The 20,694-nt window shown below is 34.0% G+C and carries 17 protein-coding genes; 6 read left to right on the top strand and 11 right to left on the bottom strand.

Going from position 1 to position 20,694, the window contains the following annotated elements:
• Positions 1-3: 3 nt before the first annotated feature.
• The gene (locus tag IX38_RS15375) at positions 4-471 is read right to left on the bottom strand and encodes a hypothetical protein (RefSeq protein ID WP_034706435.1); all 468 of its coding nucleotides are present in this window, start codon (positions 469-471) and stop codon (positions 4-6) included.
• A gap of 970 nt (positions 472-1,441) precedes the next feature.
• On the opposite strand from IX38_RS15375, the gene IX38_RS15380 reads away from it, so the two are divergent.
• Positions 1,442-1,666 carry a hypothetical protein gene (locus IX38_RS15380; protein WP_034706436.1) on the top strand — a complete coding sequence of 75 codons (225 nt, stop codon included), beginning with the start codon at positions 1,442-1,444 and terminating at the stop codon, positions 1,664-1,666.
• A 364-nt stretch (positions 1,667-2,030) separates the two neighbouring features.
• Here the strand turns inward: IX38_RS15380 and IX38_RS15385 are convergent, their stop codons facing one another.
• Positions 2,031-2,561: a hypothetical protein gene (locus tag IX38_RS15385; RefSeq protein WP_034706438.1), complete on the bottom strand. Its 531-nt coding sequence runs from the start codon at positions 2,559-2,561 to the stop codon at positions 2,031-2,033.
• A 535-nt stretch (positions 2,562-3,096) separates the two neighbouring features.
• Here IX38_RS15385 and IX38_RS15390 point away from each other — a divergent pair.
• From IX38_RS15390 to IX38_RS15400, 3 genes are all read left to right on the top strand, one after another.
• Positions 3,097-4,152: a serine hydrolase domain-containing protein gene (locus IX38_RS15390; protein WP_034706439.1), complete on the top strand. Its 1,056-nt coding sequence runs from the start codon at positions 3,097-3,099 to the stop codon at positions 4,150-4,152.
• A gap of 273 nt (positions 4,153-4,425) precedes the next feature.
• On the top strand, positions 4,426-5,226 hold the full coding sequence (locus tag IX38_RS15395; RefSeq protein ID WP_117585907.1) for a class D beta-lactamase: 801 nt from the start codon (positions 4,426-4,428) through the stop codon (positions 5,224-5,226).
• 365 nt (positions 5,227-5,591) lie between these two features.
• On the top strand, positions 5,592-5,780 hold the full coding sequence (locus IX38_RS15400; protein WP_034706440.1) for a hypothetical protein: 189 nt from the start codon (positions 5,592-5,594) through the stop codon (positions 5,778-5,780).
• A gap of 94 nt (positions 5,781-5,874) precedes the next feature.
• Here IX38_RS15400 and IX38_RS15405 read toward each other — a convergent pair whose 3' ends face one another.
• The 8 genes from IX38_RS15405 to IX38_RS15440 all read right to left on the bottom strand — a co-directional run bounded on the left by IX38_RS15405 (position 5,875) and on the right by IX38_RS15440 (position 17,980).
• Positions 5,875-9,012 carry a type I restriction endonuclease subunit R gene (locus tag IX38_RS15405; RefSeq protein WP_034706442.1) on the bottom strand — a complete coding sequence of 1,046 codons (3,138 nt, stop codon included), beginning with the start codon at positions 9,010-9,012 and terminating at the stop codon, positions 5,875-5,877.
• Between the two features lies 1 nt (position 9,013).
• Positions 9,014-10,789 (bottom strand): DUF262 domain-containing protein, encoded by a 1,776-nt coding sequence (locus IX38_RS15410; protein WP_034706444.1) that lies wholly within the window; start codon positions 10,787-10,789, stop codon positions 9,014-9,016.
• Positions 10,790-10,805: 16 nt separating this feature from the next.
• Complete coding sequence (locus IX38_RS22030; RefSeq protein ID WP_051884792.1) at positions 10,806-12,002, bottom strand: restriction endonuclease subunit S; 1,197 nt, start codon at positions 12,000-12,002, stop codon at positions 10,806-10,808.
• Positions 12,002-13,084 (bottom strand): PIN domain-containing protein, encoded by a 1,083-nt coding sequence (locus IX38_RS15420; protein ID WP_034706445.1) that lies wholly within the window; start codon positions 13,082-13,084, stop codon positions 12,002-12,004. The genes IX38_RS22030 and IX38_RS15420 overlap by 1 nt, the downstream gene beginning before the upstream one ends.
• Positions 13,077-14,618, bottom strand: a complete 1,542-nt coding sequence (locus IX38_RS15425; RefSeq protein WP_051884794.1) for a type I restriction-modification system subunit M — start codon at positions 14,616-14,618, stop codon at positions 13,077-13,079. The genes IX38_RS15420 and IX38_RS15425 overlap by 8 nt, the downstream gene beginning before the upstream one ends.
• A 246-nt stretch (positions 14,619-14,864) precedes the next feature.
• Complete coding sequence (locus tag IX38_RS15430) at positions 14,865-15,194, bottom strand: hypothetical protein (protein ID WP_185097683.1); 330 nt, start codon at positions 15,192-15,194, stop codon at positions 14,865-14,867.
• Between the two features lie 15 nt (positions 15,195-15,209).
• Complete coding sequence (locus tag IX38_RS15435) at positions 15,210-15,470, bottom strand: helix-turn-helix domain-containing protein (RefSeq protein WP_034706501.1); 261 nt, start codon at positions 15,468-15,470, stop codon at positions 15,210-15,212.
• 809 nt (positions 15,471-16,279) lie between these two features.
• The gene (locus tag IX38_RS15440; protein ID WP_034706448.1) at positions 16,280-17,980 is read right to left on the bottom strand and encodes a helix-turn-helix domain-containing protein; all 1,701 of its coding nucleotides are present in this window, start codon (positions 17,978-17,980) and stop codon (positions 16,280-16,282) included.
• A gap of 273 nt (positions 17,981-18,253) precedes the next feature.
• Between IX38_RS15440 and IX38_RS15445 the strand changes: the two genes are divergently transcribed.
• Both IX38_RS15445 and IX38_RS15450 read left to right on the top strand, forming a co-directional pair.
• Positions 18,254-18,682 (top strand): MauE/DoxX family redox-associated membrane protein, encoded by a 429-nt coding sequence (locus IX38_RS15445; RefSeq protein WP_051884796.1) that lies wholly within the window; start codon positions 18,254-18,256, stop codon positions 18,680-18,682.
• A 280-nt stretch (positions 18,683-18,962) separates the two neighbouring features.
• Positions 18,963-19,277, top strand: a complete 315-nt coding sequence (locus IX38_RS15450) for a hypothetical protein (protein WP_034706449.1) — start codon at positions 18,963-18,965, stop codon at positions 19,275-19,277.
• A gap of 61 nt (positions 19,278-19,338) precedes the next feature.
• Here the strand turns inward: IX38_RS15450 and IX38_RS15455 are convergent, their stop codons facing one another.
• Complete coding sequence (locus tag IX38_RS15455; RefSeq protein WP_084680292.1) at positions 19,339-20,688, bottom strand: RagB/SusD family nutrient uptake outer membrane protein; 1,350 nt, start codon at positions 20,686-20,688, stop codon at positions 19,339-19,341.
• Between the last annotated feature and the right edge of the window lie 6 nt (positions 20,689-20,694).

Raw genomic sequence — 20,694 nt, forward strand, 5'->3', positions numbered from 1 at the left:
GCTCTATCTTTTGGTAATGTTTTTACTGAAAATCCGTCCGTCTGTTAGGGTAAAACGCAGTACATATACGCCCCAGTCATATCCAGTCATATTGATTTTGATTTGTTTATTAAGATCAGGCAGATTCTGCTGCTGAAATTTCCAGTGTACAGTACTGTGTTGGTATAATGAAACGGATTCTATCAATCCATCCACTTCCTCGGTCCAGTCAATGGTGAGTACATCATTAACCGGGACAGGATAAAGCCTGATCTGTTTCCAGAATGTTTTTTCATCCATAGTCTGAACCGGGGTTAAAGAAGCTGTTTTTGCCTGGGTGTTTGAGAAGCTTTCGGAAGATTGTTTGGCAAAAGCATCAGGACCGCGATATCGTTGATTGCCTGCTTCGTCATATTTGAAATAAACTTCAGTTTGGGAAAACCCTAAAAATCCCACCAGTAAGGAAGATAAAGAGAGTATCTTTTTTTTCATAAGTATTGTTTTGATGTTAATAGTTAGAAAGTTTGGTTCGTAATTTATTTTAATTCCAGGATTAAAGCATAAGTCAAAGCTGACAATTTCCTGATGATTTTAATTTTTATATATTATGTTTTTAAGCTAACAAGTTATATTTTTTTCATATTTCTCACAATGAGGAAATTCATATTTTATATAAGTAAATCTCTTACAGATGAATCAAGGATTAAATTATTGATATCAAGGCCATCTATAACTTATGAAACAATGTGGACGGGATGGTTACTTTCTATTAACTCCGATAAATTTGAAGGGAAAAGAAAATTTTATTTGGGATTATAATCTTTAAAGACTATTTTTGATTTACTTAACACACAGCAAATTATCAATTTGCAAATAATAGGAAAGCCAAAAACTTTCCTATTATTGTTGATACTAAAAAAAGGTCGTCTCACTTTTGAGACAGCCTCTTTGCTTTTATTATTTAAAATATTTTTCATCAATGGTAGAGTTGATTAAATTTCTCACAGTGTTTTTTTATCCACAGTCATTTGTTTTAACTGTTGTAGTTTTGTTTCAGGAAGCGATAATAAAAAAGTATTTTCAATTGGTTTTATAATACCGTTCTTATTTTCCTGTATTGGAGTTATAGCCTTTTAGGAAAGGATTTTTGCTAATAATTACTTGAATTATCTTTTTTTCATATACCTATGCGTCTACCTATGCATATATTTATATGCGATATTACTAATTTCATTCAGAAAATTATTTACTTTAGCATAGCCTAAAATTTTAATTTTTCTTTATATCCCATGGTTATCGTTTCTCCCAAATATAGAAAAGCCCCCCTACAAAAAGGTTCTATATTCGTTCATTCAGATATTTCCTAAAACTTCCGTTATGAGTTAAGACCTCATTTCCCAAATATTTCTGGCCTTATTTAAAAGTAAAATTCCTAAATTTAGACCCCAATCAAAAAAATAATATGGAAAAAAAGGTCATAAAAATAAAACACATCACAGGAACCTACACGATAGATATTCCTGAGGGCAGACTTAATGAAATGCAAAGCCAACTGGACAAATGCCTGAACGATGAACAGGCTGCCATTGTGGTAAAGGGAGAAAATGGAGATCAGTTTGTGTATCCGTCGGATCTTATCAAAAACAGCTTCATTGCCATAGTGAACCGGGAGGAAGCTAAGGTGTAAGTAAACTAAGTCTCAAAAGGCCTTCAAGACTATACCGCTCCAATTTTGAATATAATTCCAAAATAAAAAATCCTGTAATTATAAAATTGCAGGATTTAACAGTTTCGTGTATCTCTGAGATTCTGTATAATAATACTAAAGAAACATATTGCTCTCGCAGATCATGGAGATTGAGGAGATTTTTATAGCTGAAAAAAATCTGCGTTATCTGAGAAATCTGCGTGAGATAAAAAATTCTAAACCATTAAGAATGTGTTTAAATTTTATTCGATAAAATTATGATGCAGAAATAATTACTAAAGAATCATATTCCTCACGCAGATTAGGCAGATTGAGCAGATTAATCCAGCTATAAATCTTCAGGTTATTTTATAATTTTCCCGTCAATCTTAATGCTTTTCCATTGATTATCTAAACCTAATCCCTTGATATAAGTTACCTGATGCGGCTGGCCTTTCATATTGTCTTGATAAACCATATCAAAAGAGAAGGTCATTTTGCTGTCGGATTTTTCAACTACCGTTACTTTATAATCATTGGTGGTATGGTCATTAAGAGTGAAGAAGCTGTCACCAACCTTGCTGTTGAACTTTGCGCGGGTATATTCCTTACCGGTTGCTTCCGGCCATGATTCCATTAACTGATTCTTCTCATCTATTCGCAGATACTCCGTTGAAACAGCATCACCGCCAACCATGGAATAGAATTTATAATACAATTTGCCATCTATCCTCATGGTATCCTGTATCTCTGTATAATTTTGGGCATCCATCTTCCAGTAGTTTCCGATTTGCATCGGTAAAAAAGATTGAGCCGGGTCATTATTCACATGAGACGTCTTACAGGCTGCAAAAATAAGAGGCAGAAGCAGCAGTTGCAGAATGGTTTTTTTCATAATTTTATTTAAATTGTTGATGTTAAATTCTTATATACTTTATTTCACCTGAAGCAAAATTGATTTTCGTAAGATCCGTAAAAGATGTATTCAGATATTTCCCGGTTAAGCCCGGTTTATCATATTCTGTATCATCTATTTCTCATAGCCTTTTTCATATAGTGATGCGGAACTTATATACAGGTAAATTTTTAACCCATATCAGCTTTATGCTGTATAATTTTTGCAATAGTACACAAAAAATCAATACTTCTATTGGTGTTTTCTATAATTTGCGAATTATTGTGAGGCCGTTTTAATAAGTTGAACAGATTATCCGTCTTCGTGGTAATAAAACAATACTGAACAGCTATCATTGTTTTACATTGATTAAGTGTGTTGTGTGGTAAGTATAGTATAACAGACTGCAAAGATAGAAACAGAAAGTAATTTATAAATGGTTATTATTAACCATTTTACGGCTGAATGTCACAGTGTACATTTGGTACTTACAAATAATCATATGCAATATCATTCCAAAAAATAGAAACTAATTATGAAAAATATTTTAAATATAATTTTTCTACTTTTTATAAGCAATTATTCTTTTGCTCAAAAAAATAATATAAGCAAATTGGTGGATCAGTATGCTGCTGAAAATCAGTTTAACGGAACGGTTTTGGTTCAGAAAGGGCGTCATGTAATATACCATAAAAGCTTTGGTGTTGCTGAGCGCTCATTCAACTCGCCGGTTACAAATGAAACGAAATATCAGGTATGCTCAATAACAAAAACATTTACAGCTGTTCTCATTCTTCAGCTTGCTGAGAAAGGGAAGATTGACCTGAATAATAAAATTCGTGACTATTTACCTGATTATAAAGGCGAAGGTGGTGATAAAGTAAGCATTCGCCAGTTACTGAATCATACCTCCGGAATGAAAAACACGGATACAGCTAAAGATGCCAATTTCTTGAAGTATGGCATTGGATTTTATCATACACCATACCAGTTAAAGGAAATCGTAAATCGATTTTGTTCAAATAATCTGGTGAATGAACCGGGGACAAAATTCGATTATAACAACGGGGAGTATATGATTTTAGGTCGCATTTTGGAAGTTATGTATCAGATGACATTTGAACAGGTATTAAATGATAAAATTCTTATTCCGTTAGGAATGCATAATTCCGGTCTGCTTTCACATTATAAATTGATAAAAGGTCTGGCAACGCCATATTACAAAGATAAAAGTCTCGATCACCTGATTCCGAATATACCCATCTATGTCGAAGATTTTTCTTCTGCCGGTGCCATGTATTCTACAACGTCCGACCTGATAAAATTCAATAATGCACTATTTGATTTTAAGTTGATAAAAAAAGAAACTTTGGATCAGCTTTTAACACCCGGTTTAGATGATTATGGCTATAGCGTATGGATAAGAGATGTTGAAAAATACAGGCGTATGGAGCGTTATGGCAGAATCGCAGGTGCAAATAGTGTTTGGTTTCACTATTTAAATAATGACTTGAGTATAATCATTCTATCAAACACAAATCTGACAGATTTGGGTGACTATGCATATAAAATTGGTAAGGCCATCCTCTAGACTAACTATTAAGTAAAGATATAATTCAATCAAAAAACAGCTGTAAAATCCATTGATATAATTATAATGAAATCTTATATACTTCTATTATTCTGTTGCATTAGCAATTGCTTTCTTGCACAGAAATCCTCAGAACCTGCTAATGACTCTGTTTTCACTACCGAAGAAATCACTTTTGAAAATGAGGGCGTGAGTCTTTCAGGAACCATTTACAAACCTAAGCAACTGCACGCAGGTATTGTTCCGGTACACGGATCTGGTCAGGAAAAAAGAATGGATATGATGGCATCGCTTATGGCAAAAAATAATATTGCTGAAAAAATTCTAATCCGAAAAGATTTTAAGAAATATTTTGATAATTGTCAGGTTAAAGGATCTGCAGTCATTTATGATAGTAAAAATAAAACATGGATATTAAACGATATGAAGGATGCGAGAACTGAAAATCTTCCTGCATCAACTTTCAAAATAATCAACCTGCTCATTGCCTTAGAGACAAAAACGATAACAAATGAAAATGAAATAATTAAGTGGCCTGGCAAAACAGATACTGTTAAATATGGCTACCGTCCGGATATTTATCACGATATGACCGTAAAAGAAGCATTTATAGTTTCGGCAGGCTGGGTTTTTGTGGAACTGGCAAAAAAAATAGGTAAAGAAAACTATAAAAAATACTTAAGTTTATCCAACTACGGAAATTTAAACCTCTCGCAAAAAGATGCCGATTTCTGGAATTTTGGTGAATTTAAAATTTCGCCGATCAACCAGGTTAATTTTCTCAGGAAACTTTATAAAAAGGAGCTTCCTTTTTCAGAGGAAAATCAGCAAATTGTGAAAAATGTGATGGTCACAGAACAGACCGACAAATTCATTATAAGTTCAAAAACCGGCTGGACCAGGGAAAATAATATCAATACAGGATGGTGGGTTGGCTATATTGAAAGTAGGGGTGATGTTTACTTTTTTGCTACCCGGATTTTACAGGATAGAAAATTAAATGTATCAAATTTTGGAAATTGCAGAAAAGAGATAACAAAATCTATTTTTAAAGAACTGCAGATTATTGATTGAATATCCTTAATTTAATAAAATTATCCAACAAAGTTATTTTCCCTGGTCAAGAAACGGCTCCAGAATTTTGAACATTCCGAATGGATTATTTATAATAAAAAAGGGACAAATCTATTTGATTTGTCCCTTTTTTTGCGGAGAGAGAGGGTTTTTGTAACTTCTTCTCATCCTTTTATTGATAAGCATTTCGCTGTAGCATCTTGTGAAAGGCCTTAAATAGGGCATTTGCAAAAAGCGGTAAAATCCAATATAAAAATTTTACGTAGTAAAAGTAGAAATTTTCGTTGGAATTTGAAAGTAAAATATTGGTAAATTTTGAACACTTTTTTTGAATTGATAATTGGAATTTAATATTCTTTTTACTCTTGGGATATTTCTTAGCTGAAAATATTTTAAAAGAAAACGAAGAAAAAATCTTAAAAAAAGAAAGCCTTAAGGAAAGTAGCGAGACATTCTGTCAAGGTTTTTTTGGAAAAGTTTTTGCTTATCTTTTATACGCAAAAACTTTTTCTGAAAATATAGAGGGCTTGACCTTGACAGAATTTAGCAGTTAGACTAGAGAGCGAAGTATCTTTGGCTTCTGTTTTTATTTTTTGTAAATAAATATGATGTCTTAAATATATTTGAATAAAATGTAAACAAGGATTATTAATCATTATTTACTAAATCATCAACTAACATTTTCGCTTGTGTAATTACGGTATCAACCGCTTTTTCTTGTAAGTCCGGTGGGTAGCCAGACTTTCTTAATACTCTTCGGATGTTTCTTCGGAGTTCTGCCTGAACAGACTCTTTTATTGTCCAGTCAATAGTCGTGCTATTACGAACTGTTTTTAATAATTCCTGAGCTATTTGTTTTAAAATATCATCTCCAAGTACGGCAACTGCACTGTTATTTACTTCTAGTGCTGTATAAAAAGCATATTCTCTATAATCCAATCCTAATTTATCACCCCGCTTGTTTGCTTTCTTCATCTCCTCTGCAAAGGGAATTAATACTTTCTCAAGAAATTCAACAGTATCAATCATTCCGTTATGATAACGTTTGATTGCATCTTCCAACATTTCGGAAAACTTCTTGCTTTCTACTAAATTGATTTTCGATTTCTTTTTAATTTCGTCTTTCAGTAGCTTTTTAAGCAATTCAACTGCTAAATTTTTTTGAGGTAAGTCTTTTAGCTCCTGCAAAAAGCGCTCATCCAAAATTTCAATATTAGGCTTTTTCAAACCTGCCGCATCAAAAATATCAATCACATTATCGGCTGTAATAGCTTCGGAAATAATCTGCTTAATAGCTGTTTCCATTTCTTCATCCGCTCTACCGCCTTCGTTTCTATCAGATATCTTTACCAGTCTTGTTTTAATTGCCTGAAATAAAGCTACATCATCACGGATAGCCATCGCTTTTTCGTGAGGTACAGAAATGGCAAAAGCCTTCAAAAGATTTTTGGTGTTTTCTGTAAAACTCTGTTCTCCGTTTTCCTGACTGAAAATATAATCAACAATTACAGGAATGAATTTCAATTTCTCTTCAGGCAAGAGTGTAAAGAACTTTCGCCAATCAAAATGTCGTAACTGATAATCGATAGCCTCGTGTAACTCTAGCATTTTTGCTACAGCTAATTCTTGGTCGAGTGTTGGTTTTCCTTCACCACCACTAGCAGTGTATTCGGTTAATGCAGTTTTTAATTCTTGGGCAATACCTAAATAATCCACGACCAAACCTCCTTCTTTACCTTCAGTAAACACCCGATTTACTCTCGCAATAGCCTGCATTAGGTTATGTCCCCGCATCGGTTTGTCTACATACAAAGTGTGTAAACAAGGTGCATCAAATCCCGTAAGCCACATATCCCGCACAATAACCAATTTCAAAGGGTCATTTGGATTTTTCAAACGGTCACCAATAGATTTTCTTCTTAGCTTATTACGAATGTGAGTTTGCATATTCAAGGTATCACTATTACTTCCTGTCATTACCACTTTGATTACACCTTTATCGTCGTCATCTGAATGCCATAATGGGCGGAGTTTAATTATAGCATCATATAGATCCACACAAATTCTTCGGCTCATACATACAATCATTGCTTTGCCTTCTAATACAGCATTACGTTGCTCGAAGTGATATACCAAATCCTCTGCAATTTTTTCGAGACGGTTTGGATTGCCTACAATAGCTTCCAAACGTGTCCATTTAGCTCTCATCTGTTGGCGATTGCTAAACTCTTCCCTTTCGGTGAGTTCTTCAAACTGCTCGTCTAAATATACTTTTTCATCTTGTTCAAAATACACTTTTGCCAAACGGCTTTCGTAGAAAATGGGTACAGTGGCTTTATCATCAACGGCTTGCTGAATATCATATATGTCCACATAGTTCCCAAATATTGCCTGTGTGTTTCTATCCGTGCTTTCTATTGGTGTTCCAGTAAAACCAATAAAAGTCGCGTTAGGCAAGGCATCTCGTAAATGTTTTGCAAAACCATCAATAAAATCATATTGGCTTCTGTGAGCTTCGTCAGCAACTACAACGATGTTTTTCCGCTCACTTAATGCTTTTATATCCGTGCCAATGTATTCAGCAGTAGGTTCATTTACAACATTTGAACCTTCAGGTTGAAAAACATCTTCCTGCATCGGCATAAACTTCTGAATAGTCGTAAATACGATACCTCCAGAAGCTACTTTTAGTAAATTTCTTAAATCTCTGCGGCTTTCCGCTTTTTGTGGTTCTTGTCGTAACAATTGCTGACAGTTGGTAAATGTTTCGTGCAATTGTTCATCAAGATCATTTCTGTCTGTCAAAATAACCAAAGTTGGGTTTTCCATTCGTGGGTCAATAATCAATTTACCCGAATAAAAAACCATACTTAAACTCTTCCCACTTCCCTGGGTATGCCATATTACGCCACCTCGTCTGTCACCTTCCTGTGAGCTTGCGACTATAGTACTTTCAACCGCTTTATTCACAGCATAATACTGATGATATGCGGCTACCTTTTTAAGTGTTTTTGTATCGCTTTTTTCAAACACAATGAATTGTCTAACTAAATCCAAAAGCGTTTGCTTATTTAGCATTCCGTCAAACATTACCTGCATTTGCATTTCCAAATGCGTAGCCTCTGTCTTTCCATCCTTGGTTTTCCAGCTCATAAACCTCCCAAAATCACTGGTAAGTGTTCCACAACGGGCATCCCAGCCATCGCTGATAATTAATAGTTCATTGTAGATAAACAACGAAGGAATAGCTTGTTTATAAGTTTGCAGTTGATAGTATGCTGATTTGACAGTCGTATTTTCGTCTACCGCGTTTTTCAATTCTATAACTACCAATGGCAAACCATTGATAAATAATATTAAATCAGGCCTTTTGTTCTGATTGCCTTCTATAATGGTAAATTGATTAACAACCAAAAACTCGTTTTCTTCAGGGTTTTCAAAATCAACAATATATACTTTTTCTCCTCTGATACCGCTTTCTGTTCTGATTTCCACATCCACACCGTTTGTAAGGTAACGGTGAAATGTTTCGTTATTAATGAGCAAATTTGGACTATCGGTACGCAGCACTTTTTTTAAGGCATCTTCTTTGGTATCTTGCGTAATGGATGGATTGAGTTTGTCGATGGCATCACGCAAACGAGTAGTCAGCACAATTTCATTGTACTGTCTTTCAGGATGATTTCCATCAGGTGAAACATTTACCCCGTTCAGGTATTCATAACCTAAACTTTTCAAATAACCCAATGCTATTTCTTCTATTTCGTTTTCAGTTATGCTTGCCATTTTATCGCTCTATTAAGTTTTGTTTAATCTTACTCAAATCAATTTCCAGTATACCTTCAACTTGTAGACAGAACCAAACCCATCTTCCATTTAATGCATCAATATTCCATTCTTTATTATATTTATCAGCATTAAAATCATTTACTATTTGCTGCGTAATTTTGAAAGAACTGATTTTTCTATCTTCCACATCTTCTAGTCCCGTACCATCATAAGTTCCTATTTTTATATCAAATTTATAATTTCTAGCATTCAGATTTTTGGAACCGCTTAATAGTGTAAGATTGGCACCAGAATGAATCCATTCTTCTAAATAAGGAATATCTTTGGCAAATTCCCACCCTTCTTGATTAGTATAAGCGCGTGGTAATATGTGTTCTGTTTGGATAGTTCGGTCTCCCATACTGTAGTAAGGTGGATTGTCCAGCTGATTGTATTCAATAGTAAACAGCAAAGGTTTACACCAAGGTTCAAAGTAGATATCTCCATTTAAGTTTTGAATAGCACGATTTACAACTTCTTCATTAAGTTGTTTGTTGAGCTCAGTTCGAATTTCCGCCAGTGGTTTATGCTCTTTTAAATATCCAACCAAATTAAACGAGGTCTGTTTAATTTTGGATAGAGTATTTCCAGCAATCCAGTTCAGATAGTAGTATCTTCTAAACATATTTAAGAATGCTTCGTACTCGGGATAGTTCACATATAATGCTGTTGTAACAATAGTTCTCCAGTAAACACTCCATCGCAGATAATAAAGACTAAAGATAACAGGATTCTTAGATTCGTAAATTTCTTGCTTGTAAAAATTGATAAAGTCCTTAAACTGTTTGATGGCCTCATTTGGATCTTCTTTTTCAAATATGTTTTTTAATTCATCATATAATGAGCGTTCTGGATTTTTAGCCAGACGGAAGTATTCAAACATTACAAATAAGTTGTTCATACTTTCTTCCGTATCGATTGCTATTTGCTCGCAACTTTTCCAGTCGTCCATAAACCGATTTTCAGATTGTTTTTTCACCTCGTCATCCCCTTCATATTTTTTATGAATTTGTCCAATTAAAAAACTCTTTATTAAATCAGAATTGGAAAGATCAAGACCTCTATCATTTAAAACCTGAAATAACTTGATAGCAAAGCTTACAGATTGACAGTCAATACGGATAATTTTCACATTATTGAACAGATAGTTGATAAATATACCTGTTTCTTCTTTCCCTAATTCCTGTAACTTTTCTGTGAAAAAAGCGGATGAATTTCTAAACTTGAATTTAGGTTCTTGTTCTATACGTAATTCTTTTTTATAAGGTTTACTGTTTTGGTGAGCATTTTTTTCTTTTATGATTAATTCCTGAAAATCACTTTCGTGATTGGAGTGTGTCTTCAGGCGTAATCTCTCAAAGCGGTCATTCAATTTTATGGATGTTTTTATCATTGAGGCATCAATAGCAAACGGGTCTTGATCCAGTATTTCTTCGTTAATATCTGGATACAAATCCCGGCAGACACAAAGCAGTATGAGCAGGGTAGTTAACCGTTGCTGACCATCTACAATATCAAGATAATTGGACGTTTCTTCCGGTTTAGCTGTAATAATAGATCCTAAGAAATAATTGGGCTCAAATTGTTGAGCCTCACGCAAATCATCCCAGAGTTTACTTAATTGTTCTTCTCCCCAGGAATAGGGACGCTGATAACGTGGTATCTGGTAAAGGGCATCTTTGTTACCAAATAGTTCACCTATACTTAAGCTTTGTGGTTTGAATATATCTTCCATATAGTCTTATATATCATTAATTTTTTATTTCCAATTGGCCGCTCATCAACTTTGGCAACAACGTGTCACGAGTTTGAGTAAGGGTTTGGATTTGAAAAGTGTTATCTTCAATTCTATAATCAATTGCATTTAATACTGCTTCAATATCTCTAAAGACTTCTTTAGGTGGAATTTTAAATAAATAATTCTCAACAGAATCCTTCGTAATCATTCTAACTGTCGAACCCTTAGAATTTGCTAAAATGTGCTTTCTGTAGTCATTAGACCTAAAAAGCTGAAATAAAAAAGTATTATGAAAATTAGAATGGTTGTTTACTTTATAAAGGTTTGTACCTACAATTACTTTCTTGTTGTCCAGAGATTTTGGAACTTTAGCAGGAAAACCAAGTATTGGTAAGTTGTCAGATTGTTGTCTTGTAGCAATTACTATATCTCCTGATTTAGCTAAATAATTATTATTGAATTCACCTGAATATGGTCGAGCTCCTGAAAAAAGAAATCTTTCATTAAATGAAACACATCCCATTCCTAAAAGTAAAGAATCACCACTGCCAATAAACTGACTTTTATATGAAAAACCTCCTTTTATTTCAATTATGTCACCTAATCTTATTTCTTCCCAACCTTTTTTATTTTTAGTTACAAGCATATTCTCAAATATTTCTTGCGCTATGTTTTCAAGGGTTTGGTTCATTTGTTGGAGCAATTCTAATTTATCATCCAATGATGAAAGGATTTCGGCAATTTGGTTTTGGGTAGTGAGCTCAGGAGCTTGGATTTCCAATTCTTTCAAAATCGAAGCAGAAACTTCAGCGAATGTACTACCCGTCCCCAGCGATTTTATTCGGCTGATATTGTTTTTCAATAAATAATACAAGTACTCATTGTTGATTTTATCCTCATTTACAATGAAGCTCTTAAATCCCTGATTAGTACATAACTCATTACCAGCAATAGCCAAGTAGCCAATTGGCGCACGGGAAGTCATTAAAACTGTTCCTTCTTTCATCAATCGGGCACTTGAATTTTTTAACCCTATTGCTGTAATATTTCTTTCGCCTTTTGAAATGTACTTATACGAATATCCTGTTAAATCTCTTGGTGTTAACCAACCAATTTCACCATTCCAATATTCTTCTTTGGAAGTGGAAGGTGTACCGCCACCTATAATTTTGGCAATTTCTCCTAACTTATATGTTTTCCAGTTGCTCATTAAGTCAGCTCAATATTATATGTAGTTTCAATAATTTCTTTTGTTTCTTCGTCAGCAAGTTTTGTCGTCATCACAACTTCTTGCTGTTTTTTATTCACACCATCTTTATAGAAAATAATAATAGAGGAATGAACCAATATATATTCGTCTTCTTCTTCAGCAGGGGGCATTCTTTCAATATTTACAGAAGGCTCATGTATTTTAAAATTTTCAATCTTAACAGTACCTGTATCCGTTACAATCTCGGATTTCTGTTTGAGTTCGTCATTTAAATAATCTAAAAAGTATTCCTTATGTGTATAATCATAAAGCGTCTTTTCTTTGATGTACAGTTCATAGTCTTTTAATATTTCTGCTATAACTGAGTTTTCATCTTTTAAGGTAATGATATGTTTGTTCCATTTCTCTTTAAATTCATTTTGACAATTACCATAGTCGGTATCTTTTGTAATAAAAATAAATTTATCATATGCCCCTACATCATCGTAATGCATCAAACTCTCCCAAACAATATTATCTTTAAAACCTGCATCTTTATATTTTCCTGAGTGAGCAAATGGTTTCTTTAATTTCTCTTCTTTTAAAACCCGACTCATCATACTTTTAAGAATAGTACTCGCTAATTCTTCTTTAATATCCAGTTTTTTAAGTTGCTTAGCGGCTAAAAACTCATCTGCTTTTTCCTGTATGTACGCTCTGCAATCAAACTCTTCTTGGGGTAATGATATTTTTTGAAAACTCGGTAATCCAAATAGTCTTTCTGTTACTTCTTTGTATTTTTCTACGTCTTCTAAATACTGCCTGTTTTTCTGGTCTTTTAATTCTTCAATAGCCCATGATGGAACCGCCAAGTGAATATGTTCATTAAGATGATTAGCATTAATATACTCTTCAATCAACTGAAAGGGTTTCCCAAAAGCAAAGAAACGATATGCTACCTGTCCGGCTTCTGTACTGCGGAGGACATTGGTGTCAAAAACTATGAGCGTTTTAAGCATGTTGTATTGAGTTTTTGCTAGATTATCAGTTATTTCTTGTTTTTTATCACTTTTTTTAGATTTACTTCTTTTAAATCTACCCATTTATTTTAAATCCAATTTTAGCAAGATTGTTTTTGATAGCTTCGTCCAATTCATTCGCTTTTTGCATTTGTTCTGCAAGTGTAGCTGTAAGGTTTTGCATTTTTTCTTCAAAAGCTACCCCATCATCTTCTACCGCTTTAAAATCAATATATCTACCCGGAGTAAGAATATAATTGTTTTTTCGTACCTCTTGAATATTTGCAGATTTACAAAATCCCGGAACATCCTGATAGTCTTTTGTGAATAGTTCAGGGCTTCTCCAATTATGATACGTTTCTGCTACCTTGAAAATATCAATATCCGTCAGTTCTCTTTGTTTGCGACTAATCATCGTACCAAGTTCGCGAGCATCAATAAATAATACTTCGTGATTTCGGTTTCTTAATTTGCTGTTGCCTTCTTTGTTACGAGCCAAGAACCATAAACAAGCCGATATTTGTGTGTTATAAAACAATTGAGAAGGTAAAGCCACCATACAGTCTACTAAGTCCGCTTCGATCAACTCTTTGCGGATTTGTCCCTCGGTAGCGATTTCTGAACTCATACTACCATTAGCCAGTACAATACCCGCTGTTCCATAAGGAGCAAGTTTACTTACAAAGTGCTGTAACCAAGCGTAGTTAGCATTTCCAGTGGGTGGAATTCCGTATTTCCATTTATGGGTTTCCGCTTTGTTGATATTATAATCGCTGACATTAAAAGGAGGATTAGCAATTACATAATCTACTTTCAATTCAGGGAATTTATCATTCATTAGTGTATCGCCGAGTTCTATTTTCGCATCTATTCCACGAATAGCTAAGTTCATTTTAGCCAATTTATAAGTGGTTGGATTACTTTCCTGTCCAAAAATAGAGATTTTACCTTTCCGGTGCTCGTGAATCTCAATAAAATCTTCACTTTGAACAAACATTCCACCACTACCACAAGCCCCGTCATACACTCGTTTTTCAGCTTCAGGAGATAACATTTCAACTAATAGTTTTACGATACTCTGAGGTGTGTAAAACTGTCCTCCTTTTTTTCCTTCGGCATCGGCAAATTGCCCTAAAAAATACTCAAAAACAAATCCTAAAACATCTTTTCCTTTTCCGCTTCCATTTTTACTCAATGTGATAGAACCTATCAAGTCAATCAATTCTCCCAGACGTTGTTTATCCAACGCAGGACGGGCGTAATCTTTGGGCAAAACGCCTTTCAAAGATGGATTATCTTTCTCAATAGCATCCATCGCATCGTCAATGTCTTTCCCAATAGTAGGCAATTTAGCTCTACCTTGCAGCCATTTCCAACGAGCGGATGGCGGAACATAGAAAATCTTATCAGCAGTGTATTCATCCTTATCTTCTGGATCAGCACCTGTTTCGGCTTCGATGGATTTCAGATACCTATAATGTTCATCAAAAGCATCAGAAATATATTTTAAGAAAATTAGCCCCAATACAACATGCTTGTATTCGGCTGCATCCATATTATTTCTTAACTTATCTGCTGCCTGCCAAAGGGTCTTTTCTAATTGTAATGTATCGGTCATTATTTTTTCGATTATTTGCAAATTTAACCTTTAGTAATGTAAAACTAACAAACTAATATATCAACATAATAGAAAGTAATTTTAAAAATGTTTCTTTATTATACTAAATTACATTTTAATTTAAAATAATTTTTTTTGATATTCTTCTAATTGGAATATTTTCTTTATATCTAAATTCATATTCAGGATTATTTCGATAGTTATTACTTTATTTCTATATTTTTTATTATTGGCAAATTCAGAAAATTATGTTTTCTTATCTGCTTTAGCAACAGGCTTCAACTCCCCAGCAAAATCCAGCATCACTACCTGACTCCCTACAAACGGATTATAAGACGGCCGATAATCAATATAGCCCGAAGAATGCAGATTCTTCAGGCATTTGTGATAGGTGGCTTTTGAGTGGATTTTACTGATTCGCATCACTTCATCTCGGGAAATACTGACCGGATTTCGGAAACGGTTGAAATTCCAGAATTGGAATAATGCTAAGTAGAGGCTGATGTGTGTGGGATTAAGTGTGCTATCCTGAGCCACCTTTTCATAAAAGCCTGTAAGATGTTTTATGTAATTCATTTTATTAATAATAAATTATCCTTTGCCATTTAACATTTTTTCGATGTCTTTATAATTGTAGTATAAGGTTCCTCCAACACGAGTATAGGATAAGGTTCCACTGACACGGAGATTCTGTAATGTTCCGGTAGAAATTTTCAGAAGTTCTTTGACCTCTGATGAGCGTAGCCATAATTTCTGCTCTGAAATTTTGATATTAAAAAGATTTTTAATGTCTTCAAGCAATTCGGTTTTGAACTCCTGAAGGTCTTCTTTGGTAACAAGGTTTACTCTCATAGTTTCTTCATTTTTGTTTTTGATAAAATTTCTTTTGCAAAATTGAAACATCAAAATCGTTAAAACAATAGTGTTGAAGGGAGTTGGATTGAATAAGAACAATCTGGAATAATTTGGAAAACGTGGAGATTAAAAAAGAATAAATAAGAATGATTTGGAATCTTTAAACCAATTTTAAGAAAAACAAAAAACAAGTTCCGCAGTTTTTTTCCCTTTTTGCAAAAAAGGCAAGAGAGTCTTTGGATATAAAACTTGAAAAGTTTGTATATACAAAGACACATCTTGCCATTAAAATCAACGAATGTTATTTCAGAGCTCCAAAAAAAAGAAATAGAACCATAATTATTATGTAATTAATTGAAAACCAATATCTATTTTTTGTAAATCTGTTTTGGGAGATGACAAATGATAAAAATAACACCTGGTCTCTTTTTACGCAGGTTAACCTTGTATTATTTTATACACGTCGGCCAAGAACCTGTGTCTAATTTACGCAGGTCAATCGAATACCTGTATCTCTTTTACTCAGGTTGCTATTGTACAGGAAAATACCAACCTATATCTCTTTTACACAAGTCAGCTAAGAACCTGTATCTTTTTTACGCAGGTCGATTGAGTACCTGTATCTATTTTACACATCTATTAATTTTTAAAAGGTTTACTGTTGTTGTGAAAACTTTGTTGGAATGTGGGAAACTCCGAGGGAAAAGCTGGGATGAGTTTTCCATATTTCAATAAATGCACTGGTTTTTACATTGCAGAATGTACTTTAGGACATACAAAAGAGTAATGCTCCCTTTATTTAGAAATCAATTTTCACCGATTTCCTTCATCCTGTTCTTTATAAATTCTATCGGTCTTATTCCGTTAATTTCGAAAAAATGGGTTGAGAATAATTGTCGGCTAGACATTCCACATTCGTGAGCCAGGTTTTCAACTTTGTACTGCAGATACATTTTATTTTCCACAAGAAGATTGGTAATATATCCGATTCGTAAAACCTTTAGATACTGCGTGAAAGAAACATTCAGATGTTCATTCAGTACATAAGATAGTTGGGAGTGTGTTCTTCCAAACATTTTTGCAACCATTGGTAAGGTCAGGTTTTTGTCAAGAAATCGTTTGTCTTCTTCAAACTTTTTGAGTTTTTCTTTAATATCTTCAATGATTTCGGGACTGTGTTTTTTTTTCTTTTCAGAAGTTTTTTTGTTTGCAATTAGAAAAGAATAATACTTCCTGAACTTTTTCAATAGTTTAATAAATTTTCCAGGAAATTTAATTTCTCTATTACGCAGTCTGATTACTAAAAAAAATAGAAGAAAAATCACAACTGGCGTAGCAATTAGAAAGTAAAAATCATTATGCAGTTTATTCTCCCATATTTGTTTTTCTTCTAGTAATCTTTCCGTATCATATTCTTCGTGGATTTTTGAAGACAACATTGCAAAATCAACATTCAAGGTTGAATTCGTTAGTAAAAACTGGTCACTATAATACAGTCGCTTACCCAAACTACCGTTCTCTTTCGCATCCGTAATGAGGTACTTATAACTTGACCGGATCTCGGGAGTAGTAAATTGAACCTTGTTAATCATAGAGTCCACTTTATTCAGATAAACCAGTGATTCTGCTCTGTTTCCTTTGAGCCAATACAGTTTCCCTAAGTAAAAATAAACAGCGGTTAACGAATTATAATCCTGATTATTGACCAAAATATCACGTGAAAGTTTCAAATGTTTAAGTGCTTCATCTGTGTTCCCTTTTCTTAAAAGTTGTACACCTTTCCCTTTTTGAAAGTAACCATATTCAAGTAAATGCTCATTGATGTTTTTCAATTTTTGTAACCCGATACTAATCAATGAATCTTCCTTGTTGTATAAACGAAGATTTTCATAACAATTACTCAGACGGTAAATGCTATTAAAATAACCTGCCTCATTATTCAACCTGATGTTTGGGTGAAGGTTTTCTTTCATATTTTCCTCAAAATACTTCGTAGTCTTTCTAAAGTGAACTGCAGCTTCTTCGTAGTAACCCAAATAACTTTTTACCATCCCGAGATGATAGTCTATTTTATTTATCAGATAATCGTTGCTTGAATTCCGAGAGAATTGATAAGCCTTAAGGTATTGCTCCAAAGCATACTTATATTGTCTCTTGTTATAATAGTAGATAATGCCTTTTCCGAGGTATGCCCTTGAAATGATATCACGGTCACTTGATTTGAATGCCATTACTATAGCACTGTCGGCATAAGACAATTTTCGATTTATGTCTTCGGTGTAATATATAGCATCTTCATAACCTATAATCTGCTTTTTCCAATTATTTTCTTTTTTTGCTTTTTCTATATACTTATTCACAAAAACCATTGCCCTTGAATCGTTTTCAGGATAGTTTTCATACAAGTCTGCAATCGTCTTGTATGATAAGCTTTGTAATTCCTGGGCATTAAGAAAAAAGAAGAACAAATTAAAAATCAAAAGTGAAATCTTTAGATGATAATGCATAACATTATGATATATTCAAATTTACCGGAAAAATCTATTACAAAATGTACTTGAACAAGCTTCGAGTTCGGCTCCATTCCTAGTAAATCTCTAAATAATTAATTTTCAATTAGTTAAAAATAAATATAGTGGGAAGGATGTATATTTCATTACGTAGAAAACATATTTCTTTCCCACTATTGTTTTTCTCAACCTCACAGTCAGTGTAATTTAGACGTAAGAATTCAAAGTGATTCAATCAGCAAATCAATTTTAAATAAATCATAAAATATTATGAAAAAAGTCAAAACAAGAGTCGTAGAATTCATCAGCTACTTCTTTATACTGTTGTTTTGTTACGCCGGGATCAGTAAAATAATGGATTTTGAAAATTTTCAGGTTCAGATTTCGGAATCACCTTTATTGAATGGATTTTCGGAATTTCTCCCTTACACTATTATTATTGCCGAATTTCTCGTTGCAGGATTATTATGTTATCCGAAGACCAGAAATATAGGATTGATTGGAAGTTTTATTTTGATGCTCATTTTCACAGGTTATATTGCACTAATACTAAGTACAAGTGATAATCTTCCTTGTTCCTGCGGAGGAATTTTAGAGAAAATGAGCTGGAATCAGCACCTGATTTTTAATATAGGATGCGTCCTACTCGCTGCAATAGCTTTAGTAATGAATATAAAATACAGCAGGCCTGCTAGATAAGAATGTTACCGTAGTTGCTCACGGATAAAAATGATTGGAATTTGATATTAAAGTTTAACCTTAGAATTAGACGGTCGAAAGCTGTCTAACAATTCGAAACTCTAAAATGAATTTATTAACAACAATTTGTTTGAGAATATGTAGAATAGGATATTTTGGTACGACAAGATTCTTTAATCTATGGGTATAACTAATTATTTTACCTACTCAATCGTATTTTTCAGGCAGGTTTCTAAAGTTTTTAAGGTAATCTTTTTTGATATATAAAAAGACCAGAATTATGAAATTCAACCAATTTTTGAAAATCAATGCAGTAGCTATTGCTGCTATTATGTTTACAGGTGCTACGATGTCTTTTAAAATCATCGAAAAAAAGGCAGCCGACCAACAATTCTATTACAATAGCACAGACACTTCTGCAGGTGCTTTCTCTCAAGAGTCTAACTGGGCGGTAGGAGCTGGTTCATCATGTCTGACCACAGGAAATAAACCTTGTACAATCACAGTTCCAGAAGGACAGGATTTAGTTGATGTGATCGGAGGAATGACTAACTCTCAAGTTCTTGCTATTCATCCGAGTGAGAGAAGACAGTAATAGTCCTTTCAATCAGAATTTAAAAGTAGGGTTGGCAATAATTTTCCAACCCTATTATTTTTTATCTTGGATTCTGCGGCATTCCTGTAAGTATGATAATTTCTTCGGGAATAGCGATGGCATATCTCAGATCATTGGGTGGCAAAGTGTAGGTTTGCCCATTAACAGTTCTGGTAAGCGTAATATTAGCTCCGTCACGGTTGTACCTTTTCAAATCAGACCATCTTAGCCCACGAATCAAAAGCTCTTTTCTTCTTTCTTTTAAAATAATATTCAAAGCCTCTGTCTGTGAATTGCCAGTCATTGGGATATAAGTTCCTGTTTTCCATCTTTTGACAAGCAGGTTATTGAGATACCCCATACCTTCCTGAATCTTATTCAATCTTACATTACATTCTGCTGCCATAAGATAAAGTTCATCGGTTGCCACACTTACAATTGGCCCATTGACATTATTGTAATAACCTTTGAATAGAACTTCATTAGCAGTATTCTTATTGAAAAAAACGGTTTTTCGTAAGTCATTGTTTTCATACATCTGGTAAATGTGATCGGGAATCTTTGCCGGAATCAGATGAGATTCATATCCCATAGCTGTCCACAAAAGAACTTCCTTATTCATTTCCTCGATGGGATAATCAGCATTGGGATTCAGGGCATTAAAATCCATCAAGTCATTATTGATGTTTAATGCTTGTTCTGTATTCTTAAGGGCATTGTCATAATCTCCCATAAATAAATAGGTACGGGCCAACAGACCATAGGCTGCCGCTCTCGATATCCTCATTCCGGAAATCTGTTTCGGTAAAAGTAAAGGAATTGCAGTCTGCAGGTCACTGATGATCTGATCATAGGTCTGCTTTACTGTTGAACGTACTGACGGAATATTCATATCAGGGTCTAATCTTAATGGAAGTCCCAAGTCTGTTCCGGCGGTTTGAGGATCATAAGCCTTACACCAGATCTGAGCAGCGTCAAGATATCGGAAAGCACGTAATGCCAACGCCTGTCCTCTGATATTATCTGCTTGTTCCCCTGTGAAGTTCTTATCCTGCATATTGAACAATACGGCATTACATACATAGATGCTCCTATAGCAGGTAGACCAATCGTTCCCAGAGGAAATGGGAGGAGCTACATTGTCCGGCATCCATATGTGAAGACGCTTGGTCGCCTCGAAGCTCAAACCATTGTAATCTGCATCTGTAAGATAGTGATCATCCGAACTCGTTTCTCCACTCGAAGCAAAATCCACATTAAGGAAACCATAATTGTTGAGAAGCATTTGGTTGTCCTCCAATCTATCGGGAGTTGCCAACTTCAGATCAGACTTTTCGTCTAAAAAATCACTGCATCCAAACGAGATTAGAATTAATGATAACGATGTTAGTAGTATTTTAATTTTTCTCATTTCTAT

This window comes from Chryseobacterium luteum (assembly GCF_000737785.1).
In the GTDB taxonomy this organism is placed as follows: Bacteria; Bacteroidota; Bacteroidia; order Flavobacteriales; family Weeksellaceae; genus Chryseobacterium; species Chryseobacterium luteum.

What these genes read in the sequence shown, in the direction of transcription:
- IX38_RS15375 (WP_034706435.1), bottom strand. Translation starts at nt 471, where the DNA reads ATGAAAAAAAAGATACTCTCTTTATCTTCCTTACTGGTGGGATTTTTA.
- IX38_RS15380 (WP_034706436.1), top strand. Translation starts at nt 1,442, where the DNA reads ATGGAAAAAAAGGTCATAAAAATAAAACACATCACAGGAACCTACACG.
- IX38_RS15385 (WP_034706438.1), bottom strand. Translation starts at nt 2,561, where the DNA reads ATGAAAAAAACCATTCTGCAACTGCTGCTTCTGCCTCTTATTTTTGCA.
- IX38_RS15390 (WP_034706439.1), top strand. Translation starts at nt 3,097, where the DNA reads ATGAAAAATATTTTAAATATAATTTTTCTACTTTTTATAAGCAATTAT.
- IX38_RS15395 (WP_117585907.1), top strand. Translation starts at nt 4,426, where the DNA reads ATGGATATGATGGCATCGCTTATGGCAAAAAATAATATTGCTGAAAAA.
- IX38_RS15405 (WP_034706442.1), bottom strand. Translation starts at nt 9,012, where the DNA reads ATGGCAAGCATAACTGAAAACGAAATAGAAGAAATAGCATTGGGTTAT.
- IX38_RS15410 (WP_034706444.1), bottom strand. Translation starts at nt 10,789, where the DNA reads ATGGAAGATATATTCAAACCACAAAGCTTAAGTATAGGTGAACTATTT.
- IX38_RS22030 (WP_051884792.1), bottom strand. Translation starts at nt 12,002, where the DNA reads ATGAGCAACTGGAAAACATATAAGTTAGGAGAAATTGCCAAAATTATA.
- IX38_RS15420 (WP_034706445.1), bottom strand. Translation starts at nt 13,084, where the DNA reads ATGGGTAGATTTAAAAGAAGTAAATCTAAAAAAAGTGATAAAAAACAA.
- IX38_RS15425 (WP_051884794.1), bottom strand. Translation starts at nt 14,618, where the DNA reads ATGACCGATACATTACAATTAGAAAAGACCCTTTGGCAGGCAGCAGAT.
- IX38_RS15430 (WP_185097683.1), bottom strand. Translation starts at nt 15,194, where the DNA reads ATGAATTACATAAAACATCTTACAGGCTTTTATGAAAAGGTGGCTCAG.
- IX38_RS15435 (WP_034706501.1), bottom strand. Translation starts at nt 15,470, where the DNA reads ATGAGAGTAAACCTTGTTACCAAAGAAGACCTTCAGGAGTTCAAAACC.
- IX38_RS15440 (WP_034706448.1), bottom strand. Translation starts at nt 17,980, where the DNA reads ATGCATTATCATCTAAAGATTTCACTTTTGATTTTTAATTTGTTCTTC.
- IX38_RS15445 (WP_051884796.1), top strand. Translation starts at nt 18,254, where the DNA reads ATGAAAAAAGTCAAAACAAGAGTCGTAGAATTCATCAGCTACTTCTTT.
- IX38_RS15450 (WP_034706449.1), top strand. Translation starts at nt 18,963, where the DNA reads ATGAAATTCAACCAATTTTTGAAAATCAATGCAGTAGCTATTGCTGCT.
- IX38_RS15455 (WP_084680292.1), bottom strand. Translation starts at nt 20,688, where the DNA reads ATGAGAAAAATTAAAATACTACTAACATCGTTATCATTAATTCTAATC.